This is a genomic window from Vibrio gazogenes, assembly GCF_023920225.1.
GTDB classification, from domain to species: domain Bacteria; phylum Pseudomonadota; class Gammaproteobacteria; order Enterobacterales; family Vibrionaceae; genus Vibrio; species Vibrio gazogenes.
On record NZ_CP092588.1, the window covers coordinates 1059686 to 1078677 of the forward strand.

The following is an 18992-nucleotide window of genomic DNA, read 5'->3' on the forward strand; positions in this document are numbered from 1 at the left end:
TACCTGAGCGGCTTAAATTGCGATATTCAAACGGTAATTAACGATATAGTGATCCGCATCCAGCGCACCGGGAGCATCCAGTGGCATGCCGATAGCAAGACTGCTACTGACCCGGCGGCTACGGGTCTGAATCCCGAGACTGCTACCCATCAGCGAGCCGCGCTCCAGCGCATCATTTTTATCCCGGACAATTGAACCGGTATCGACCGCCCACAGCGCACTGACCTGACCGATATACGGGAGTGTGCCCAGCGGATAACTGAGATCATTGCGCCAGTAATATCCTTCATCTCCGCTGATCGAGACATCTTTAAACCCACGCACCGAATACTCCCCCCCGATGCTCAACCGCTGGCTGCTATAAAGTGTGTCATTGCTCCACTGGGCAAACAGGGTACTGGTGAACACCGGTCCGGACTGAAACGGCTGGGTATAACTGGCGGTGAGTGTCCCTTTACGAAACTGAGCCTTGGGGAAACCCGGTTGATTGCGCTCACCGCCAAACAGATCAGAGCCCATGGTCAGTCGCGGTGAAACGGTTAGAAATCCTGAGCCAAGCCGGGTACTGTAATCGAGGCCCACATAAGCCGATGACAGGTTGCGTGAGCTGGAAACAATCAGGCTGTCCATCAAATAGTTCTTTTCCCGGCGGTGGTTCAGGCCCATCGTGACAAACGATTTACTCTGTGCATCGCGCGTAATCAGTCGCTTGAGGGTTACATCATGGCTGTTGGTTTTTCCTGAGGTGCCAAACACAAAGTCATTGCTGACAAAGCCGCTTTCGTAACTGCTGTAGGCGGTGCGATAGTTGGCGTTCCAGCGCCCGTAGGGAATATCCAAACTCAGGCTGAGACTTTCCGAGGCATGGCCGGTCGGCGGATCGAGACTCCGGCTACCGGATAATGACCACTGATCGAGTGCATCAATGATATTTTCGGCATTCAGGGCATAACGAAACTGGGTTTCTCCGGTAGACTTCTGACCGGAGTTTTCCACACCGAACGATGTATTTCCCCAAAATCGTGTTTCACTCCGAATATCAACAATACTGTATCCCTGTTTACTGCCCGGTCTGATTTTAATTTGGGCATTATAACGGGACAAACGGTTGATTTGATCAAGGCCTTGCTCGATCTCACGCAGGTTAAATATATGATCAATTAATCCCGGGAAAGCATTATTCAGAAATCCTTCCGTCCGACCATTAAATTTCAGTGCTTCCAGTTTACCTTCCAGAATCACAATTTTTAATTCACCGCTGGTTAAATCCTGAGGCACTAAATAAGCCCGCGAAGTGACATACCCGGCACTGATATATTGGTTGGTAATCGTCCGCAGGTATTCATTAATTTGAGGTAATCCCAGACAACCCGGTTTGAAATCAATCCAGGCCAGAATTTGTTGGTGAGAAAATAGCGTATTACCAGAAAAAACAATCTGTTGTATAGGAAAACATTGCTGAGTCCGCGTCGTCTCCGAAGGTGGCAGGGTCGGCAATTCACTTAGCTGTTGAACGGACTGTTTCGCTTGTTCTATCTCTTGCAGACGCTGTCGCTGCTCCTGCTCAATACTCGCCTGAGTCGCAGGAGAAATCGGTGCCATACCATTATGGCTATAGGCATAAAAAGAAATGAAATAACTACAGCCAGCAAGAAATAAATATTTAGACAGCGCCAAGCGCTGAAAATAACGTCTTCGCATTCAGGGAACAACCTAGCATTAAATATGATCCCAATAAGGGGATCTATTGTTTTTTTTATTGGCACGGATATTAGGTTACAAAAACATCAATAGCAATATTATTCTCAAATTTGATACATTATTTTTATTAAAAAATATTGATTATTTATCCGTAGTCAAAATTCAAAACACAATAAAGGCAATTAATTTCATATTTAAATCAAATCAATATTTGATGATTTATAATGAAATGTCATAAGCCAGATTTCAGGATATTAATGCCAATTCTTAAAGGATGACCGGATTGAGAGCGGCTCCGCGACCTGCTGACAGGTCGCGGAATAGGGTTGATAAAGAGGGAATGTTCAGATGTGGATCATAAAGAGCTAAGACGCAGAGGATGATGGAGATTGCCCAGACAACAGCCCTTCGGCAATCTCCATCGCTTCCTCGTGCGATGAAGCCGGAATCAACGGGTAACCCCAGAACTTGGCGAAAAGCACTGCAAACGCCTTGATGCCGAGGCGTTTGGCTTGACTGGGTTCGACCATAATCATGGCCTGAACCAGCGTGCGCAACTCAGCCTTGTGTTCTCTCATCCAGAATGCAGTCCGTCTCTTCTCTTCCGGTGAATGAGCATGGTCTTCAGCAGGTGGCGTATCGGTCAATAGCACAAAAGGTTCACCGCGCTTCAGATTGGCCTCGAATGCTGCGAAGTCTTTTTCGTGATCATGCCCCGGCTCATGCGAAAAACTCATCCAGACGAAGGGAAAGTTTGAGCTATTCATCGACATCATGTGCTCCTTTACTCTTGAGGTGACACCAGGTCGCCACAATGGCGAACACGCCCGGCACAGTGATAAAGAAAACCGCGGAGAAGGCAACGTACCAGCCATCACGCATCCCGTCGGAAATCCCGCCGAGGGTATTGAGGGCAACCATCAGAGTCCCGAGGATCAGCGCAACCCACTGAGACTTCCGGGTGCCGATCAGTGCGAGCAACACCGTGATGATCCAACACCCATAAAATGTCGGAAACACCCACAGAACATCGGGCTCAAACGTTATCGTCGGCGTTGCGCCCTGTGCTCTCACAAAACCGTTGACGTAAAAGAACAGCTGGAAGGTGACAAAAAGTACAGCGCCGACACCGCTAGTCAGCCAGAACAGGGCAACCCGGTTTTGTTGATGGATGGTCGCAGGGCGACGCTGGTAGAGATTTGGTTGGGATGACATAATTTTCTCTCTTATCAGGTTAGGTATGCAAAAGAACAAATGTGTTATAGGAGGACACTCACATCTTGTAGTTCAGCGTGAACATGACATTGCGCGGTGCACCATAGCTCACCGTGTCGAAGTCCCCCTTCTGTAGCGCGTACTTCTTGTCGAACACGTTGTTCAGGTTGACGGCCAGATTGATCGCCTTCGTGATGTCGTACCGTCCCATTAGGGATACCAAAGCATAGGAACCCTGTTCCCCGCCCGATGTACTCGTCCCAGTATTGGCTGCTTGGTAGAAACGGCTTTGCCACTGAATACCGCCGCCGAGCGTCAACTGGTGCCAGTCTCCGGACAACTGGTAGGTATTGAAAAGCTGGGCCGTGGTGCGCGGTAGCTTCGAATTCAGACGCACGCCATCACCATCTTCCGCCGTGAAGTGAGCGATGCCGGCATAGATGTTCCAACCCGGTATCAGCTCGCCCTGCAAGTCCAGCTCGATGCCGCGTGATTTCGTGCCATCAGCGCCCTGATAAGCTTGGGATCCACTCGGTGTATAAGTCCCTGCAATCATTTGTGCCGCGTTGTCCAGTTTGGTCTCGAACAAATCCACCGACGCATTCAGACGCCCGTCCATGTAAGCCCCTTTGAGGCCGATTTCCTTGGTTTTTCCTTTTGACGGTGTGAGCACGTTGCCGCGACTGTCCCGATAGTCGGTTTGCGGATTGAATATGTCTGTGTAGCTGACGTAAGTCGAATACGTGTTGTTGATGTCGTAGACCAAACCGGCATACGGCGTGAATTCACCGCTCTTTTTATAATGCAATGAGGTGCCATTGACGTTGTCATCAATTTCGTAGTTGCTGAAGCGGCCACCGATAATGAGTTTTAGCGGATCGGCCAGTGAAAACCGGACTGCGCTATAGATGCCGCTTTGCTTGACTCGGGTGTGGGTTGGTACCGAAGACTTGGCATCGAAGTCAGGGCGGGGATAGGCAGGCCCCAAGTCATAGACATTGACCGGTACAAGACCGGCATAGAACGGTGCAATATCCTCTTGGCTCGATGTGCGGCGCGAACTCGTCGCCCCCACCACTAAATCGTGTTGACGACCCTGCAGTTCAAAAGGACCGCTTGCCATCACATCGAAGGTATTTTGACGGCTGCGACCTCCGGACGCCAGCGCGACCGGATAAGCCCCGGAAGGATAAAAACCTAGGCCGGTCTCACGATCAGGACGCCCGACCAAACCGAGCAATTCAGCATCATATTCCGTGCGGTACTGGTTAGCCGTGGCTTTGATATTCCAGCCATTGTCGAAGAAGTGCTCGATCTCGGCAAACGCGGTCTTGAGCGTATTATCCCAGTGGCTCCAGTCCTGCGCGTAGTTCTTACCACGAGAATACTCCGCCTGTGTACCGTCGCTGAACCATAGCGGCAAACCACCCCAGGTCGCCCCCTTCGGCGTGATGTCCTGATAGTCATAACCCAGACTCAACGTCGTGCTCTCGGTCAGATCCGCCTCGATGATGCCGTAGAACCCTTTCCGCTCCGGCTTATAGCCGTCGAGGTACGAATGGCCGTCTTGATACGTCCCCACGATACGGGCACGAATACGACCGTCTTCGGTCAACGGCGTCGAGATGTCAGCCATCCCCCGGTGAGTATCCCAGCTCCCCGCACCGATTGAAGCGGCTGCCGAGAAGTCACGGGTTGGCCGTTTGCGCACAAGGTTAATGGCAGCCGAAGGATTACCGGTGCCCGTCAGCAAGCCGGAGCCACCGCGTACGACTTCGACCCGCTCATAGAACGCGGTATCGAGAGAACCGATGCCACTGCCATTGACGACGTCGCCGACAACAGTGGGAATACCGTCGTACTGAACGTTATTGATCAAAAAGCCACGCGAATAGAAACTCGTTCGCTCGCTGTCAGACTGGTACGATGCAATGCCAGTGGTGTTGTCCAGCACACCCTGTACCGAATTCAGTTGCTGATCATCGATGCGCTGACGCGAGATCACCGTGACCGCCTGTGGTGTTTCCTGCAGTGACAGCGGCAGACGTGTCGCCGCTGCGGTCTGATCGATGGTATAAGCGTCAGTCCCTTCGCCCATAACCGTCATGGCCGGCAAGTTCACCGTTTCCTGAGCTGTTTTCTCCCCATCTTTGTTTTGAAGCGGCTCTGACTCGGCGGCGAATGCGCTCTGGGCGCTGATGAGAACAACCGCCGCAACAGCAGAACCAAGCACGGTGCGAGGTGTGCTTCTGATAACCCCTTTGTATGGCCCATCGGGCAGAGAGTAGACCGTCGGCTCTGTGCGCCCATCAATTGACCCACGCAACTTCCCTGTAGTTTTGATATAAACCATTAAATGATACTCATTTGCAATTAGGTGTTTTATTTAATAATAAAATTGCATGCGTGTAATGGCGAAATTAGGCCGGATTGTTATTCACTTCGGCCAAATACGTTTGCCTCATTCTTTTTGGCTGGATTGCAAAATGAATTGACTTGATTGCGCAATATGGAATCCCCTTCACACAGAGCGCTGTATAGAAATGACTGTCACAACGACTCCAGCGTAAGAACGATTCTGGTACGAAACCAAATCAGGTTAAACCATGCTCGGAAAGTATGATGGCTGGCACAGCCGTCGTCTTTCCGTCGGTCATTCGTTCCGAGATGTATCGCGCTGGGGGCTTGCCGACTGCCTTGCGGAACATGGTCACGAAACCACTGGCATTTTCGTAACCCAATTCCAACGCCACTGTCTGCACGCTTTCGCCTTTGGTCAGGCGCTGGAGTGCAAGGATCACATGCAGTTGCCGACGCCAGCGTCCGAAACTCATACCGATTTCGTTCAGCAACAGTCGACTCATATTGCGCTCACTCATGCCGATGCGGGTAGCCCAATCCCCCTTCAATGTTTTGTCTGTGGGATCGGCCAACAGCATCTCCGCGAGATGACGCAATCGCGGATCGTGCGGCATCGGCAGATGAAGGTTTTCTACCGGAGCTGCCGCCAGCTCATCCAGTAAAGTGGCGATCAACCGATCTTCCCGACTCCCGAGTTCATACAATTTGGGAAAGCCAGCCACCTTAAGCAGCAATTCACGTAGCAGCGGCGATACTGAAATCGTGCAGCAGGTTTTTGGCAGATCCGGCGCGGCATCAGGCTCGACGAACAGGCAATAACATTCCGTTTCACCCGCTCCCCGAGATGAGTGGGGCAAGTTTCCCGGTATCCATACCGCGCACTGCGGCGGCACGATCCAGACACCGTCTTCGACTTCGCAGTTGAGAATACCGCGAACGGAGTAAATCAGTTGCGCCTTGTGATGCTGATGACGGGCCTGTTCCCAGTCCTTTGTGACCGATGTAGCACTCAGAGCAACCACAGGCCGGGGGACGTTATCAACGTTTCGGGCAGTGCTCAGGTCGGTGATTGTAATGTTAGACATAGTCAGTTCTGAACCTCGGTTCGACGATGAGAAGGTGAAATATTTTGGCCGAATTGAAAAATATTATGGCGAAATGATGCAATGACGTCCAGCTATCCTACAGGTATCTTAGGCTCAACGATGCTGCCCGTTCTGCTCGCTCGGAGCTGACCACCAGCAATTTCTTGTGATGTTCTGAAGGAGTATTGGTATGCAGATTGATACCTCGCAGTTTCCTCTGGTCTGGACGCGATTCAACGCGCCGGGCACCGATCCCGACGCCTCGCCTTTTGCCGAGTTCGAGGCATTGCTCGCCCGTAAGACTGTCTTTGTTTTGCTCAACGACGAGGGACTTGATAAAGGCGATCACGAACATTCGCCGGACGAAATGAAACAAACGTCGCGTTGGATGAAACGTCATAAAAGCGAGTTGAAAGCCTTCGTGAAAGCAGCGATCTACATCGAGCCGAATATCGCCAAGCGAATGGCAACGAAAGCGTTCTCCTCGGTATATGAGAAGTTCTGGGGTTATCCCATGCTCATGGTTGCGACCAAAGACGAAGCACTGGCTCTGGCGCAGAAGTTCTTATCAGACGAGACCTGAAAGTCCTTCCGGGGATTTTTACCCTGAGTCAAATAGGCTTTCGCCCTTTTCTCTGCAAAAAAAGCCATGAAATCCGAATCATTAGGGAGAAAACCTCAGGACGAGGTTTTCAGGACAATGTTTTCAGGATTTTCCGGATAGGGACATCCGTAAAATTCGGGACCGAACAGCACATCACTTAGCTACACAACAAAGATTTTCTGGTGACGCTTGCATCTTACTCAAAGCTCATTCCTCCAGTAAGAGAAAATGCCATAAAGTCAGTATTTTGTAGAAGCATAATTACAATCTTGCTGAGTAAATTATTTCAACTCCAAATATTCTGTTTTGATCACCGTCTGTCTCCATACATATAACGCTTAGACCGGTGGCAAAAAATATATGGCACTACATTTTGAGTACCAAAATCCGTGCCATATATTTTTATCAATTGCTTCACATTAATAGGGTCTTACAACGTATGTCGTCTATTTTGTTTATCTGATATTTCTACACGGCCTGTTTTTATGGAATTAAATAGGTGTTCAAAAACCACACCAGCTTTACCATTTCCATCATCAAGGAAGTATGAATGTCCTTTGGGATTATCGTATTTATGATTGACGTTATCACAATCAATAGAAAATACATTATGTTGAGTATTATCCATATTTTCAGGACCAGAATGCCCCAGCCGTCTTGATGCTACTCTATTTTTTAAATTGGATATTTTACTGGCCCTCAAAGCCAAATCATCAGATGCATAATAAACCGATACATTTCTTGATGATTCACTTATTAAATGACCTTTTTCCCCTTTTCCAAGAGATTCGTTAACTATATCAGCCGCCATAAGAATACTATTTCTAAATAACAACGGTGTTCCATCGGATAAGTGATATTTATTCCATACGGATAATGTTTCCCGATAAACACGATTTCCCATTGAATGAGCTAGCACATTTATACGTTTTAAACACTGTTTATCATCAGGCTGTTCATCCCTCCATTTCATGAAAAATTGCAAAGCCCTTGCAAAAGAAAATGCACTCATGTCTGCTGATTCTTGATCATCCCAATAATCTACAACAATCCCTAAATCATTGTCGCATGGCCAAATTACAGGTATAACTTGGACTAAATTCTTTTCTTTTTCATCAAACAATTTTTGTAATTTTTCAGTTCTGGGGAAAATATCTGGTTCAGGCAAATTTGAAAATCCATGAATAAAAAATAATATTTGCTCTGCTGTACTCTCTTTAATCCTTTTGAGCCACTTCGTTGAACCCAATTCAATATATTTATCTTTATCGACTCTCTCGCAACAATAAATAGAGTTAGATGGTGCGTTCCTTTTTAAATCAAAATCAAACTCTCGATTTTTCTTAGTTTGGATAGAAAATTTTGGTTCCCTATTTGTAATAAATAACATGAAATTTTCCTTTAGGTCATTGATAAATTCCATACATCTATACATACAAAATTCTATTGATGTATTACCTATTCATCCTCACTAAAAAAATCCTTAATTATAATTATTTGTCATAACAGTTATCAGATAGCATCCTGCCGTATAACATCCCAGTATTGTGCTGTATAACACAACCTATAACACTAAAAATTATTGTACATATCGCTAAAAATACAAGTGAAATGATAAACCAAATGTGAAATGGGGATAGAAATTACGGCACTGTGCTGTCTAATCTACCGAATTCTCTTTTTATAAACGAACTTGAGCGATATGCTTAGGATAAGATTTTCTGGTGACGCTTGCATCTCTGAAAGATGAACTGGTGCACAGAGCATCGATGCCTCTGAAATTAGATACAAAGTCATCCTTGACAGCATCGTCGTTTATCCTACACCGTGTGCTAGACGTTGCTATTGCTCGAACTGTTGAATGAGTACATTCGAACTTCATCCCGAGCAAACCAGCCTAGCCTTTCATAAAACTGTTGGGCATTCACATTGTCGTTATACACAAATAAGTGAGTTTTGGGGACACCAATTTTAGCTAGCGAACGGACTGCTTGGTCAACTAACTCACGACCGAGCTTTCGCCCCCGAAAGTTCGGTGATACTGCTAAATGTTGCAAATAGCCTCTACGCCCATCAGTACCAACGAGCACTGCACCGACGATTTCGTGATTAATTTCCGCAACAAAACTTAACTCAGGATTACGCTTTAAATAGATTGCTATACTTTCTCTTGAGTCAGCATCTCTAATGCTCATACCTTCAGTTTGCCCCCAAAGGGCTATCACTTCGTCATAGTCCGCGATTTCCATTTCACGAATTTTTACCACGTTACTCTCCTTGCGTATACGTTTGTTATGCTACCTTTTCGCCATTGGGTGGTCTGGGTTTAATTGAAGAAGATCCCACAAGTTTCCATACAAATCTTCAAACACAGCTACCGTGCCATAGTCTTGTTCAGTTGGCTCTCGGATGAAGTGAATACCAATCGATTTCATGCGCTCAAAGTCACGCCAGAAATCATCAGTATTTAGAAACAGAAATACTCGACCACCGGCTTGATTACCAATGAAATCATGCTGTTCTGGCTTCGAGGCTTTGGCAAGTAACAATGTGACACCATGAGAATTTGGTGGCGCGACAACCACCCAGCGTTTGTCTTGTGCAGGTTGATAAGTATCTTCAATCAGTTCAAATTTGAGTTTGTTTACGTAAAAATCAATTGCTTCATCATAGTCTTTTACAACCAAAGCAATATGGACAATGTTCTGTTTCATCGTATTCCTTATTGAGGATTTTGACCGGTAGTATGATGACCGCAACACCGGACAAATTGAAGCGCAGCGAAAATTTGTTCCGAGTGCTTGTGCTTATTATACAAACTGTTACAACTTATCCGCCAATTTTTTAAGGTAAGATTTGGCGAGTTCATTTTTACCTCTGCTTAACCACTTTATACACTCTAAAAGTTCCCAGATTAAGCCTTGGTCACCATTTGTATATGCAGGAAAGTCTTCGTGCTTTGGTGCAGGAGCATCGGTTAATCGTGACGCCACAGCACCCGTTTTATCAAATAGTACTTTCAAAGGTCTGGAGATATCAAAAGGTTCGCTTAGATCGAGGCAATGAATCTCTGCACTGGTTAAATCCGTAAAAATGTATTTTGTAAAGTAAGCATTCTCGTTATGAAAGCCTTGATTACGGTAGAAAATTTCTTTACCACGCTCAAAAGCCGAGAAGCACTCTTGTGTGGATTTATGGAATTCATTTTGTGTAAGGATCAAAATGTCAACGTCAGATATTCTGTCACCCGTACCTGCAGCCAATGAGCCTAACAACACTGCGGCAACCACGTTGTCTTCGGAAATAAACGCAGAACAAGCAGATTTAACCAGCTTATTTTGAAGGGGAAGATTTTCAAGATTCAGTGCTTCTAAACTCACAGTTGCCTCCGTTTGTATAACAGTGATTAGACAGCATCTCGCTGTATAACATCCCAGCACTGTGCTGTCTAATTTGTCGCTCGTTCTTTCATAAGTGAACTTGAACGATCTGTTCAGGATAGAATTCTCTCCTTTTCTCGGCAGAGAAAATCAATGATTCAGCCAAACAATGTCCAAAACCCGACGATTCCTGTCAACTTCTGTTCAGATATGATTCACAAACCCTTCTAGCATGAATGTTCCCTTTCCTAACCTATGGACAGATTCAACATGCTAGCCACACCATCAGACAAATATGTACCCGCACCGGTCATTCGTTTTCCGCAAAGAACTTGGCCGTCAAAACAGTTAGAACACGCCCCCCGCTGGTGCTCGACCGATTTAAGAGACGGCAACCAATCGTTAGCCAACCCAATGAACATCGATAAAAAATTGAAGTTTTTTCATCATCTGGTGACATGTGGATTTAAGGAGATTGAAGTGGCATTTCCGTCTGCATCACAAACAGATTTTGACTTTGTCCGCCAACTGATCGAAAACGCATTGATTCCTGATGATGTGACCATTCAGGTGATTACTCAATCCAGACCGGACTTAATTGAAAGAACCATTGAGTCACTGCTCGGCGCTGCCAAAGCCATTGTTCACTTATACAATGCCACCGCACCGGCTTTCAGAGAAATCGTGTTTAATCAAGACAGACAAGCGACATTAGCGCTTGCAGTCAAAGGCGTGCAGCAGATCAGAGCATTATGTGAACAGCATCCTGAAACGCAATGGACACTGGAGTATTCACCGGAAACATTTAACTTTACCGAGCCGGAATTTGCCCTTGAAATCTGTCAGGCCGTCGCCGAAGTATGGCAGCCTTGTGACGCTCGCCCTCTGATTATTAACCTGCCAACGACTGTTGAGCGTAACACCCCGAATGTGTTTGCCGATCAAATCGAACACTTCATCCACAACTTGCATTCATTGGCGCATGTCACCATCAGTGTACATCCGCATAATGATCGGGGCACGGGTGTTGCCAGCGCTGAACTGGCGATGCTTGCCGGTGCGACGCGGGTCGAAGGTTGTTTGTTCGGCAATGGCGAACGCACCGGAAATGTTGATTTGGTCACGCTGGCCTTAAACCTCTATTCACAAGGGATCAACCCGCAATTACGCTTTGCCGATATGCAAAAGACGGTTGAACTGGTTGAACAGTGTAATGAACTGCCGGTACACCCGCGTCACCCATATGCGGGCAGATTGGTGTTTACCGCTTTTTCCGGTTCTCACCAAGATGCGATCAAAAAAGGATTCGCCCGCTATCATGGGCAGCCACACGGCCACTGGAATATCCCTTACTTACCTATCGACCCGATGGATCTGGGGTGCAATTATGAAGAAGTCATTCGAGTCAATAGTCAGTCAGGTAAGAGTGGTGCCGCATGGCTATTGCAAGAAAACCACGGCTTGGTGCTACCGAAGATGCTTCAGGTTGATTTAAGCAAGAGAGTGAAAAATCATACTGACAGAACCGGCAGTGAAATGAATATTGCACAGCTATGGCAACTGTTCAGAACCTCATATGGGGTAGTCAGTCAGCCTTTTATGAGCTTGCAGCACTATCACAGCCAACCGACAGCGGACGGACAAAAGATTGAGGCGCAGATTCGTTACCGCGACCAAGTAATCGCCTGTACCGGTTGTGGTATTGGGCTGATGTCGGCCTTGTTAACCGGATTAATGCAGCAGTTTGATTGCCAAGCCAATGTGGTGGATTACCACGAGCACACGCTGGGCACGCAAACCCACAGTAAAGCGGCAAGTTATGTTCAGCTTCAGTCCGCGATGTCTAATGTCAGTATTTTTGGGGTCGCAATTGAAGAGGATGCCACCAAAGCGTCGTTACAGGCATTGTTGAATGCCTATGCGCAACTCTTGTAGGCTCACGACGTCCATCGATAAGACTATCGATGATGCATTAGCGAGCCAATGGCATTACTGGCGGACAATATTCACTCGGAGACAGCCCGGTGCGGCTTTTAAACATCGCGCTAAATGCACTCGGGCTGTCATAACCAATCGCTAATGCCGTATCTAACACGCTACAGCCGCTGGCTAACAGTTCCAGTGCATGGAGTAATCGCTTCTGACGTAACCACTCGGTAAAAGTTAACCCCAGTTCTTGCTGAAATCGGCGTGATACCGTCCGCTCGCTTTGGCCGAGCGATTTAGCCGCATCTGAAGCGGTCCACGGATGCGAGAGGCGCTCGGATATGTTACGGCAAAGCATCACCAACGCTTCAGAACTCGGATGAGGAAGATAAAAATCAATCGGATCCAACCGGCGTAACTCGTCCAGAATCAATTCAAAGATGCGCTCTTCTCGTGTTCCTGCCATGCGAACATCGGGCAGAGAAACCGCCTCCACAATTAAACAGGTCAACAACGGGGAAACCGTCGATAACACACAAGTATTCGGCAGATCCGCTCTTGCCATCGGATCGACAAACAGCGTGCGAACACGAACCTCACCGGTAATTCTGAGGCTATGGGAAACACCCGCCGGGATCCACAATCCCTTATTGGCGGTCACCACCCATGATCCCGTTTGCGTATCCACGCGAATCACACCATTGAGCGCATGTAAAAACTGGGCACACTGATGCTGATGAGGCGCTTCAACATCCCCGTGCGCATAATTGTGTGCATAAGCAATAATTGGCGGCCCTAACGCTTCGTCACAAAATTTCATCCATCATCACACTCATCCAGCCCTGTCTCGCAGTATTTAAAGCCAATCATGAAAGGGTTGTCAAACTCGGCCGTGTGCATTGGACGCAACAAAAGGCATAATGCGATACGTCAAAGTCAAAGCATCAATGAACATTCCGTTAATAACCACATCTATTTTCCAGCAACATATCGCATAATTGCAAATCACCCACCTTTAAGACTGTGATTGATGAACAATTACAGATAAAATTCTCATTTGAGATATTTACTTAAGTTCATATGAATACGAAAAATTGTAACACGATACCTGTGGAAAAGAAGGGGAATTTTGGAGATGTATCAGTGAAGCCACGTTATAGCCTTTTTTATATATTCATGATGCTGCTGAGTGGTTGTACAAATCGAGTCAATAGTGTTCAAGCCCTCACCCAATGGGACAAAGCTTATGGTCAGTGTCTCGCTCAGGAGCAAAACAGTTCTGTCAGATTTCCTGAAGATAATGCTTGGTTTAATTCACTCAGCTCAATCCAGAAGAAGCATGTTGTGCTGTATATTTATCAGGAAAAGATGTATCAGTGCTCGGCTCGACAACAGGCCCAGCTTAAGCAAGCACTCACTGCTGAAAATAACCAAACCCTATTGAAACTCTTTCGTGACATGAGGTTCTTGAGTACACCGGATAAAACACTGGTTGAGAATATTGATCCTGTCCAACTGCACAGGCTGAGCCAAAGTATCTCCATTTTCAATTTGGGTAAGGTTGCCGCCCAGCTTCATTTCCGTGGACGATGAAAGCTGCGATGGTGAAAAGTTCTAATCGGCTGATCTAGGAAAATTCTCCTAATAATGAATATTCCGTTAGTCATGCTGTGCCGAAAATCATTCGCTATAAAATCCGCTCTGTTGCAGAACCCATGAGTTGGTATACAGGTGGAAAAAGTTCTTCCGTCTAATCCAACTTCGCCTGAAATTTCCCCGGTGTTTCACCGAAACGCTGACGGAATACCTCAATATAGGCGCTGACGTTGTGATAGCCGCTCCGCTCGGCAACATCGCTGATCGGTAAACCCGCCAGCAGCCACTTCAACGAGATGACAATCTTGGACTGTTGACGCCATTGGCTAAAGGTAAGCCCTGTTTGTTGCGTAAAGATACGGCTCAGCGTACGGACACTCATTCCCGCCCGAGTTGCCAATTGTGTTTGCGTTAAATCGGTTGCAGGGCAATGAAGCAGTTCATCAGCGATATGACGGGCACGCCGGTCTGAAGGTAATGGCAAGCCAATCGGCAGCATATTCAACATCGTGATTTCATGACCGAGTAATGCCACCAAATGCGAAATATAACTCGGTGAATAATCATCACTATCATTTAAGCAAGTGGCCCTTTGCATCAGAGCACTCAGAAAAGCGTTCACCCCGTAAATTCCCGGAGATTGGGGAAATACAACCCCATCAGCATTATCCAAATACAGCATATACCCTTGCACCGAGGCTAATATCTTTGCCTTGTGAGCACAATTTTCGGGGATCCACCCCACGGAACCGGGCGTTATCGGCCATTGGGCAAAGCTGGTTTCAATGATGATAATACCGCGTTGTAACCAATAGAGCTGACCGGCTTGGTGCGCATGCCAAGGTGTCTCATGCATTTGCACATGATTGAGCGTTTTTACATCCATCACTTTTGATCCCCACACAATGACCGATTAGCCGTATAATATGGCAAAGTAACGATAATCATACAAATAACGAAGCATGTATAGTGTCTTGACCAACCAGCACAGAGGTCAATATCGATGCACATTTGTCAATTTGTTGTTCATGCTTTAGCAGAGGTCATCACGAGCCCAACACATGAAGAAAACGTCATTAGAAAATATTTTTCTCCGAATTATCATCAGGTTGTGAATGGCAATCATCTGGATTTCAACCACTTTCTTAACCATATGGCATTACTCAAACAAGAAGCGCAACATATCGCTCTCACTCTGATTGCTGCCGCTTCAGAAGGCGATACGGTTTTGACTCACCATCAGGTGAGTGCTGAAAAAGTGGATGGTACGACGGTGTCATTTGACGTGATGGCACACTTTACCGTCACTGATGGTCAGATCATTCGCTGCGAGGAATTAACCCGCATGCTCAAAGGTGCCGAGAGTGATCAGGACTTAAGTTGCAGACATTAATACGTCGTCAGTCAAATAAATGAAAGGGAGCAATTTCGCTCCCTTCTCTTTTATCTCCTGCACCCATTAACGTGATCAGGATTCTGTTGGGGATCACCCAGCGTTTTTACGCTGCCCTACCAGAAGTACACCGCAATCAGGGTGAGTAGAATAATACAGGCAATATTCAAATAAATACCGACCCGCATCATCTCAGACTGCTGGATATGACCTGAGGCAAACACAATGGCATTCGGCGGCGTGGCGACCGGTAGCATGAATGCACAAGATGCAGCGACCGCGATTAATACCGAGAGCAACACAGGTGAAATACCAAACGCTTCCGCAACACTGGCAAAAACCGGAATCAATAACGCTGCACTGGCGGTATTACTGGCAAACTCCGTCAGAAAGACCACAAATGTCGCGATGATGACCACGATCCAGAGGATCCCGAGCGTTGAGATCATTCTGCTCAACTCATGGGCAATGAAGACACTGGTTCCGGTCTGCTTGAGGACATTACTGAGGCAAATACCGCCACCGAACAGCAATAACACCCCCCAGTCTGCGGTTTTTTCAATTTCTTTCCAGTGTACCACCCGGGCGAAACTCACCAGAATAATCGCACTAAGTGCAATGATGGTATCAAACGATTTGAATCCGCCCAGCATGGCGTTGATTGGTTTACTGAATATCCAGAAAAACACCACCAGCGCAAAAATACCGAGCGTGACAACTTTACCTTTATCCCAATTCACCAGTTCATGGTTCAGTTCAAAATGACCGGACAAATCAGGCTTAAGCAACAGATAGAGAATCCCAATCATTACCGGCAGCATTACCACTGTCGTTGGCAAGCCAAATTTCATCCAGTCGGTAAAGGTTAACCCGACTTGGGCAGCGGCTATCGCATTAGGTGGGCTACCGACGACAGTCGCAATCCCGCCGATACTGGCACTATATGCAATACCTAATAAGACGAACACATAAGTCTTGTGGCCTTTGTCTGCATCGACTTTACTCAGGATACCCAGCACCAGCGGCAACATCATCGCAGTTGTCGCGGTATTACTAATCCACATCGAGATGACCGCGGTGACGATAAACAGCATGAAAACCGCGACACTCATTCTGCCTTTCGCCAGCAACAGCACTTTGTCTGCAACCACTTTATCCAACCCTTGCTGGTGCATGGCTGCGGCTAACGCAAAGCCCCCCAGAAACAGATAAATAATCGGGTTGGAAAAGTAGCTCAGCGCGGTGGTGGTATCAAAGACACCGAACAATACCGAGAGAACCGGCACCAGAACGGCGGTCACCGTCACATGGAGTGCTTCGGTTAACCATAACACAGCAATGAAGGCGAGCAGACTGATCCCCAACACCACTTCAGGCTGAAACGGTAAGTTAAAATAAAGCAGCAGAAACAGCACGATATCGGCCAAGATAATGATACTATTACGGTTTAAAAACCATTCTCGGGTGTTCACGGGGAGAGGGACATTATCGTTTTTATTCATTAGACTTCCTTTTTATTTGGGCTATGTTAAACCTCAGCAATCCGGGAGGAAAAGGTCCGTGAGATGACCATCCAGTGCAAGCGGTTGTGAGTCATTATTCAATGAAGTACGTAATATGCAACAGAAATAATTAATGACATAAGACATACCTTGGTTCTGTTACGCGAGTCAATAAAAGCAGTTGTCCCCGTAAAAATGATAATGAATTGATTCATCGGTCAACAATTTAGTGGCCATGATGCAGAGATGAACCAATCATTGCTTTACATACCAATCAGGAACGTTATGGATTTACTACTACAACAACTGCAATTTTCACTGTCGGTTACCGGCCCGATCTGTCTGATGCTCTTTTTAGGGATTTACTTTCGTCGCAGCCAGCTTATCGATGACCATTTTATTGAAATCGCATCACGCCTTGTATTTAAAGCCACCCTACCGACACTACTCTTTCTGAGTATTGTCAATTCCCCACATGATGTGACCAGCGGTGGCTCATTGGTTCTCTATGGCGTCATCTCTAATTTTGCGTTTTTCCTGTTGATCACACTGGTGGTCAAATATTATTTCAAGCGCGAGGCCGATCAAGGGGTGATTATTCAAGGCGCCTTTCGCAGCAATAGCGGCATTATCGGGCTGGCTTTAATTGCCAATGCATACGGATCTGACGGTTTGGCACAGGCCGCATTGTATGTCGCAGCGATCACGCTACTCTTTAACGTGCAGGCGGTTATCACGCTCACTCCAAAAGGCAGCCAGTCAGGGATGAAGGTTCTGGTGATGGTGGGTAAAACACTGACCAAGAACCCGCTGATTATCGCGATATTATTAGGGCTCGGCTTCTCTCAACTCAATTTGACCCTGCCGGATGTTGCCAGCACAGCCGGACAATATTTCGCCAACATGACGCTACCATTGGCACTGATTTGCGGTGGTGGCTCGCTGGATATTCATCAACTCAATCATGATAAAGCACCGGCCTGGTCAGCGACCGCGTTCAAACTACTCGCCTGCCCGATTCTGATCACCTTCGGCGCGTGGCTCTGGGGGTTCCGAGGCGCAGAGCTAGGGATTATCTATTTATGCAGTTCCGCACCGTCCGCTGCTGCCAGCTATGTGATGGCACGCGCAATGGGCGGTAATGCAACTCTGGCCGCCAACATCATTGTACTGACCACGTTATTGTCGCTGTTAACCACTACGCTTGGTGTGTTTGTATTGTCATCACTGGCGCTGATCTGATCTGCAAAGTTGAGCTAACCGACGAAAAGGCAGTCTTGAACAGACTGCCTCAAAAATATTTGGCGATAACAAACGATTACAACAGATTTGCCGGAGAATATTGATCGGTTAAAGGCCGGGCGGATCGATCCCAGTCTGCTTTGGTGGACATCAATGACGGGAACCGTTCGATCAAGACATTATAAGGCGCTAATAACTTTGCCAATGGCTTCGCACGCTCTCGCATAACTTGCAGGGAAGGCAGCGGCTGTTTGCCATTACCGACAATGATAATCCGGTTACCGTAGTTTTGTTCCTGTTTCATTTTAAAATTAAAGAACGGGCCAAACACCTGACGATAGGTCTCGGATTCATGCGCATAAAGCTGACTGGACGACCAAGTGTTTGCCACCAATACGCCATCCTCAGTCATCAGTCGTTGCACTTCTTGTAGATATTCCCGAGTCATTAAATGCTCCGGAATATAATCACCGGTAAACGCATCGAGAATAATAAAGTCATATTTTTTCTTGCGGAGAATAGCACGTTTGACAAACACACGCCCATCCGCAACGGCCACCGAGGTGTGCGGGGTTTCTTTAAAGTGAAAGTAATCCCGCGCCACTTTCACCACGCCCGGATCCAACTCCACCACATCCAATTCAGCGTCTGGGTAGAGCTGGGTTAACACATTCGGAATCGAAGCCCCGCCCAGCCCAATCAGCAGTATCCGCTGCGGATGAGGATTCATGAGTAACCCGCCCATCACCATCTGACTATATGAATACACCAGCCGGTGATCGTGCTCGTCTTGATACTGACAAGTCTGCACACTGTCGCCTTTCACCAACGCAAAGACCAGACAACGCAAACCATTTTTCTCAACCACCGCAATATCCCGATAAAGCGACTTCTGGGTATAGATCACTTCACTCTGAGCGGAAAAGCCAATTACGAACAGCAAGACTGGTAGCCAGATACGTACCGATAACATCTTCTTCAACATCA

At 47.0% G+C, this 18992-nt stretch carries 18 protein-coding genes; 5 read left to right on the top strand and 13 right to left on the bottom strand.

Going from position 1 to position 18992, the window contains the following annotated elements; translation table 11 throughout:
• Positions 1–12 precede the first annotated feature (12 nt).
• From MKS89_RS20315 to MKS89_RS20335, 5 genes are all read right to left on the bottom strand, one after another.
• Positions 13–1701, bottom strand: coding sequence for a ShlB/FhaC/HecB family hemolysin secretion/activation protein (locus MKS89_RS20315; protein WP_077316152.1), 1689 nt, complete (start codon positions 1699–1701; stop codon positions 13–15).
• A 365-nt stretch (positions 1702–2066) separates the two neighbouring features.
• A complete protein-coding gene (locus tag MKS89_RS20320) occupies positions 2067–2477 on the bottom strand; it encodes a hypothetical protein (protein WP_205409068.1) in 411 nt (136 codons plus the stop codon).
• The gene (locus tag MKS89_RS20325) at positions 2461–2916 is read right to left on the bottom strand and encodes a hypothetical protein (RefSeq protein WP_072955197.1); all 456 of its coding nucleotides are present in this window, start codon (positions 2914–2916) and stop codon (positions 2461–2463) included. Before MKS89_RS20325 ends, MKS89_RS20320 begins: the two co-directional genes overlap by 17 nt.
• A gap of 58 nt (positions 2917–2974) precedes the next feature.
• Positions 2975–5269, bottom strand: coding sequence for a TonB-dependent siderophore receptor (locus tag MKS89_RS20330; protein ID WP_077316153.1), 2295 nt, complete (start codon positions 5267–5269; stop codon positions 2975–2977).
• Between the two features lie 241 nt (positions 5270–5510).
• Positions 5511–6362, bottom strand: coding sequence for an AraC family transcriptional regulator (locus MKS89_RS20335; protein WP_072955194.1), 852 nt, complete (start codon positions 6360–6362; stop codon positions 5511–5513).
• 190 nt (positions 6363–6552) lie between these two features.
• Between MKS89_RS20335 and MKS89_RS20340 the strand changes: the two genes are divergently transcribed.
• Positions 6553–6945: a hypothetical protein gene (locus MKS89_RS20340; RefSeq protein ID WP_072955193.1), complete on the top strand. Its 393-nt coding sequence runs from the start codon at positions 6553–6555 to the stop codon at positions 6943–6945.
• Between the two features lie 451 nt (positions 6946–7396).
• On the opposite strand, the gene MKS89_RS20345 is transcribed toward MKS89_RS20340, so the two are convergent.
• The 4 genes from MKS89_RS20345 to MKS89_RS20360 form a co-directional block, all read right to left on the bottom strand.
• Positions 7397–8356, bottom strand: a complete 960-nt coding sequence (locus MKS89_RS20345; protein ID WP_072955190.1) for an alpha/beta hydrolase — start codon at positions 8354–8356, stop codon at positions 7397–7399.
• 442 nt (positions 8357–8798) lie between these two features.
• Positions 8799–9233: a GNAT family N-acetyltransferase gene (locus MKS89_RS20350; RefSeq protein ID WP_072955189.1), complete on the bottom strand. Its 435-nt coding sequence runs from the start codon at positions 9231–9233 to the stop codon at positions 8799–8801.
• 30 nt (positions 9234–9263) lie between these two features.
• On the bottom strand, positions 9264–9680 hold the full coding sequence (locus MKS89_RS20355; protein WP_072955186.1) for a VOC family protein: 417 nt from the start codon (positions 9678–9680) through the stop codon (positions 9264–9266).
• Positions 9681–9788: 108 nt separating this feature from the next.
• On the bottom strand, positions 9789–10346 hold the full coding sequence (locus tag MKS89_RS20360; protein WP_072955184.1) for a nucleotidyltransferase domain-containing protein: 558 nt from the start codon (positions 10344–10346) through the stop codon (positions 9789–9791).
• A 270-nt stretch (positions 10347–10616) separates the two neighbouring features.
• Here MKS89_RS20360 and leuA point away from each other — a divergent pair, with 270 nt between their 5' ends.
• Complete coding sequence (gene leuA / locus MKS89_RS20365) at positions 10617–12281, top strand: 2-isopropylmalate synthase (RefSeq protein WP_072955182.1); 1665 nt, start codon at positions 10617–10619, stop codon at positions 12279–12281.
• A 37-nt stretch (positions 12282–12318) separates the two neighbouring features.
• On the opposite strand, the gene MKS89_RS20370 is transcribed toward leuA, so the two are convergent.
• Entirely contained in the window at positions 12319–13092 is a 774-nt protein-coding gene (locus MKS89_RS20370) for an AraC family transcriptional regulator (protein ID WP_072955180.1), read from the bottom strand.
• 323 nt (positions 13093–13415) lie between these two features.
• On the opposite strand from MKS89_RS20370, the gene MKS89_RS20375 reads away from it, so the two are divergent.
• Positions 13416–13865 carry a hypothetical protein gene (locus MKS89_RS20375; RefSeq protein ID WP_131814853.1) on the top strand — a complete coding sequence of 150 codons (450 nt, stop codon included), beginning with the start codon at positions 13416–13418 and terminating at the stop codon, positions 13863–13865.
• A gap of 157 nt (positions 13866–14022) precedes the next feature.
• Here the strand turns inward: MKS89_RS20375 and MKS89_RS20380 are convergent, their stop codons facing one another.
• Entirely contained in the window at positions 14023–14754 is a 732-nt protein-coding gene (locus MKS89_RS20380) for an AraC family transcriptional regulator (protein ID WP_072955176.1), read from the bottom strand.
• A 117-nt stretch (positions 14755–14871) separates the two neighbouring features.
• Between MKS89_RS20380 and MKS89_RS20385 the strand changes: the two genes are divergently transcribed.
• The gene (locus MKS89_RS20385; RefSeq protein ID WP_072955174.1) at positions 14872–15261 is read left to right on the top strand and encodes a nuclear transport factor 2 family protein; all 390 of its coding nucleotides are present in this window, start codon (positions 14872–14874) and stop codon (positions 15259–15261) included.
• A gap of 116 nt (positions 15262–15377) precedes the next feature.
• On the opposite strand, the gene MKS89_RS20390 is transcribed toward MKS89_RS20385, so the two are convergent.
• Positions 15378–16763, bottom strand: coding sequence for an SLC13 family permease (locus MKS89_RS20390; RefSeq protein ID WP_072955172.1), 1386 nt, complete (start codon positions 16761–16763; stop codon positions 15378–15380).
• 285 nt (positions 16764–17048) lie between these two features.
• On the opposite strand from MKS89_RS20390, the gene MKS89_RS20395 reads away from it, so the two are divergent.
• The gene (locus tag MKS89_RS20395; RefSeq protein ID WP_072955170.1) at positions 17049–18005 is read left to right on the top strand and encodes an AEC family transporter; all 957 of its coding nucleotides are present in this window, start codon (positions 17049–17051) and stop codon (positions 18003–18005) included.
• A 76-nt stretch (positions 18006–18081) separates the two neighbouring features.
• On the opposite strand, the gene MKS89_RS20400 is transcribed toward MKS89_RS20395, so the two are convergent.
• A complete protein-coding gene (locus MKS89_RS20400; RefSeq protein ID WP_072955692.1) occupies positions 18082–18990 on the bottom strand; it encodes a spermidine synthase in 909 nt (302 codons plus the stop codon).
• Positions 18991–18992 lie beyond the last annotated feature (2 nt).

Excerpts from the sequence above, each read along its gene's own strand:
- MKS89_RS20335 (WP_072955194.1), bottom strand. The coding sequence starts at position 6,362 with ATGTCTAACATTACAATCACCGACCTGAGCACTGCCCGAAACGTTGAT.
- MKS89_RS20345 (WP_072955190.1), bottom strand. The coding sequence starts at position 8,356 with ATGTTATTTATTACAAATAGGGAACCAAAATTTTCTATCCAAACTAAG.
- MKS89_RS20325 (WP_072955197.1), bottom strand. The coding sequence starts at position 2,916 with ATGTCATCCCAACCAAATCTCTACCAGCGTCGCCCTGCGACCATCCAT.
- MKS89_RS20395 (WP_072955170.1), top strand. The coding sequence starts at position 17,049 with ATGGATTTACTACTACAACAACTGCAATTTTCACTGTCGGTTACCGGC.
- MKS89_RS20390 (WP_072955172.1), bottom strand. The coding sequence starts at position 16,763 with ATGAATAAAAACGATAATGTCCCTCTCCCCGTGAACACCCGAGAATGG.
- MKS89_RS20370 (WP_072955180.1), bottom strand. The coding sequence starts at position 13,092 with ATGAAATTTTGTGACGAAGCGTTAGGGCCGCCAATTATTGCTTATGCA.
- MKS89_RS20355 (WP_072955186.1), bottom strand. The coding sequence starts at position 9,680 with ATGAAACAGAACATTGTCCATATTGCTTTGGTTGTAAAAGACTATGAT.
- MKS89_RS20380 (WP_072955176.1), bottom strand. The coding sequence starts at position 14,754 with ATGGATGTAAAAACGCTCAATCATGTGCAAATGCATGAGACACCTTGG.
- MKS89_RS20385 (WP_072955174.1), top strand. The coding sequence starts at position 14,872 with ATGCACATTTGTCAATTTGTTGTTCATGCTTTAGCAGAGGTCATCACG.
- MKS89_RS20320 (WP_205409068.1), bottom strand. The coding sequence starts at position 2,477 with ATGATGTCGATGAATAGCTCAAACTTTCCCTTCGTCTGGATGAGTTTT.
- MKS89_RS20340 (WP_072955193.1), top strand. The coding sequence starts at position 6,553 with ATGCAGATTGATACCTCGCAGTTTCCTCTGGTCTGGACGCGATTCAAC.
- leuA (WP_072955182.1), top strand. The coding sequence starts at position 10,617 with ATGCTAGCCACACCATCAGACAAATATGTACCCGCACCGGTCATTCGT.
- MKS89_RS20330 (WP_077316153.1), bottom strand. The coding sequence starts at position 5,269 with ATGGTTTATATCAAAACTACAGGGAAGTTGCGTGGGTCAATTGATGGG.
- MKS89_RS20400 (WP_072955692.1), bottom strand. The coding sequence starts at position 18,990 with ATGTTGAAGAAGATGTTATCGGTACGTATCTGGCTACCAGTCTTGCTG.
- MKS89_RS20315 (WP_077316152.1), bottom strand. The coding sequence starts at position 1,701 with ATGCGAAGACGTTATTTTCAGCGCTTGGCGCTGTCTAAATATTTATTT.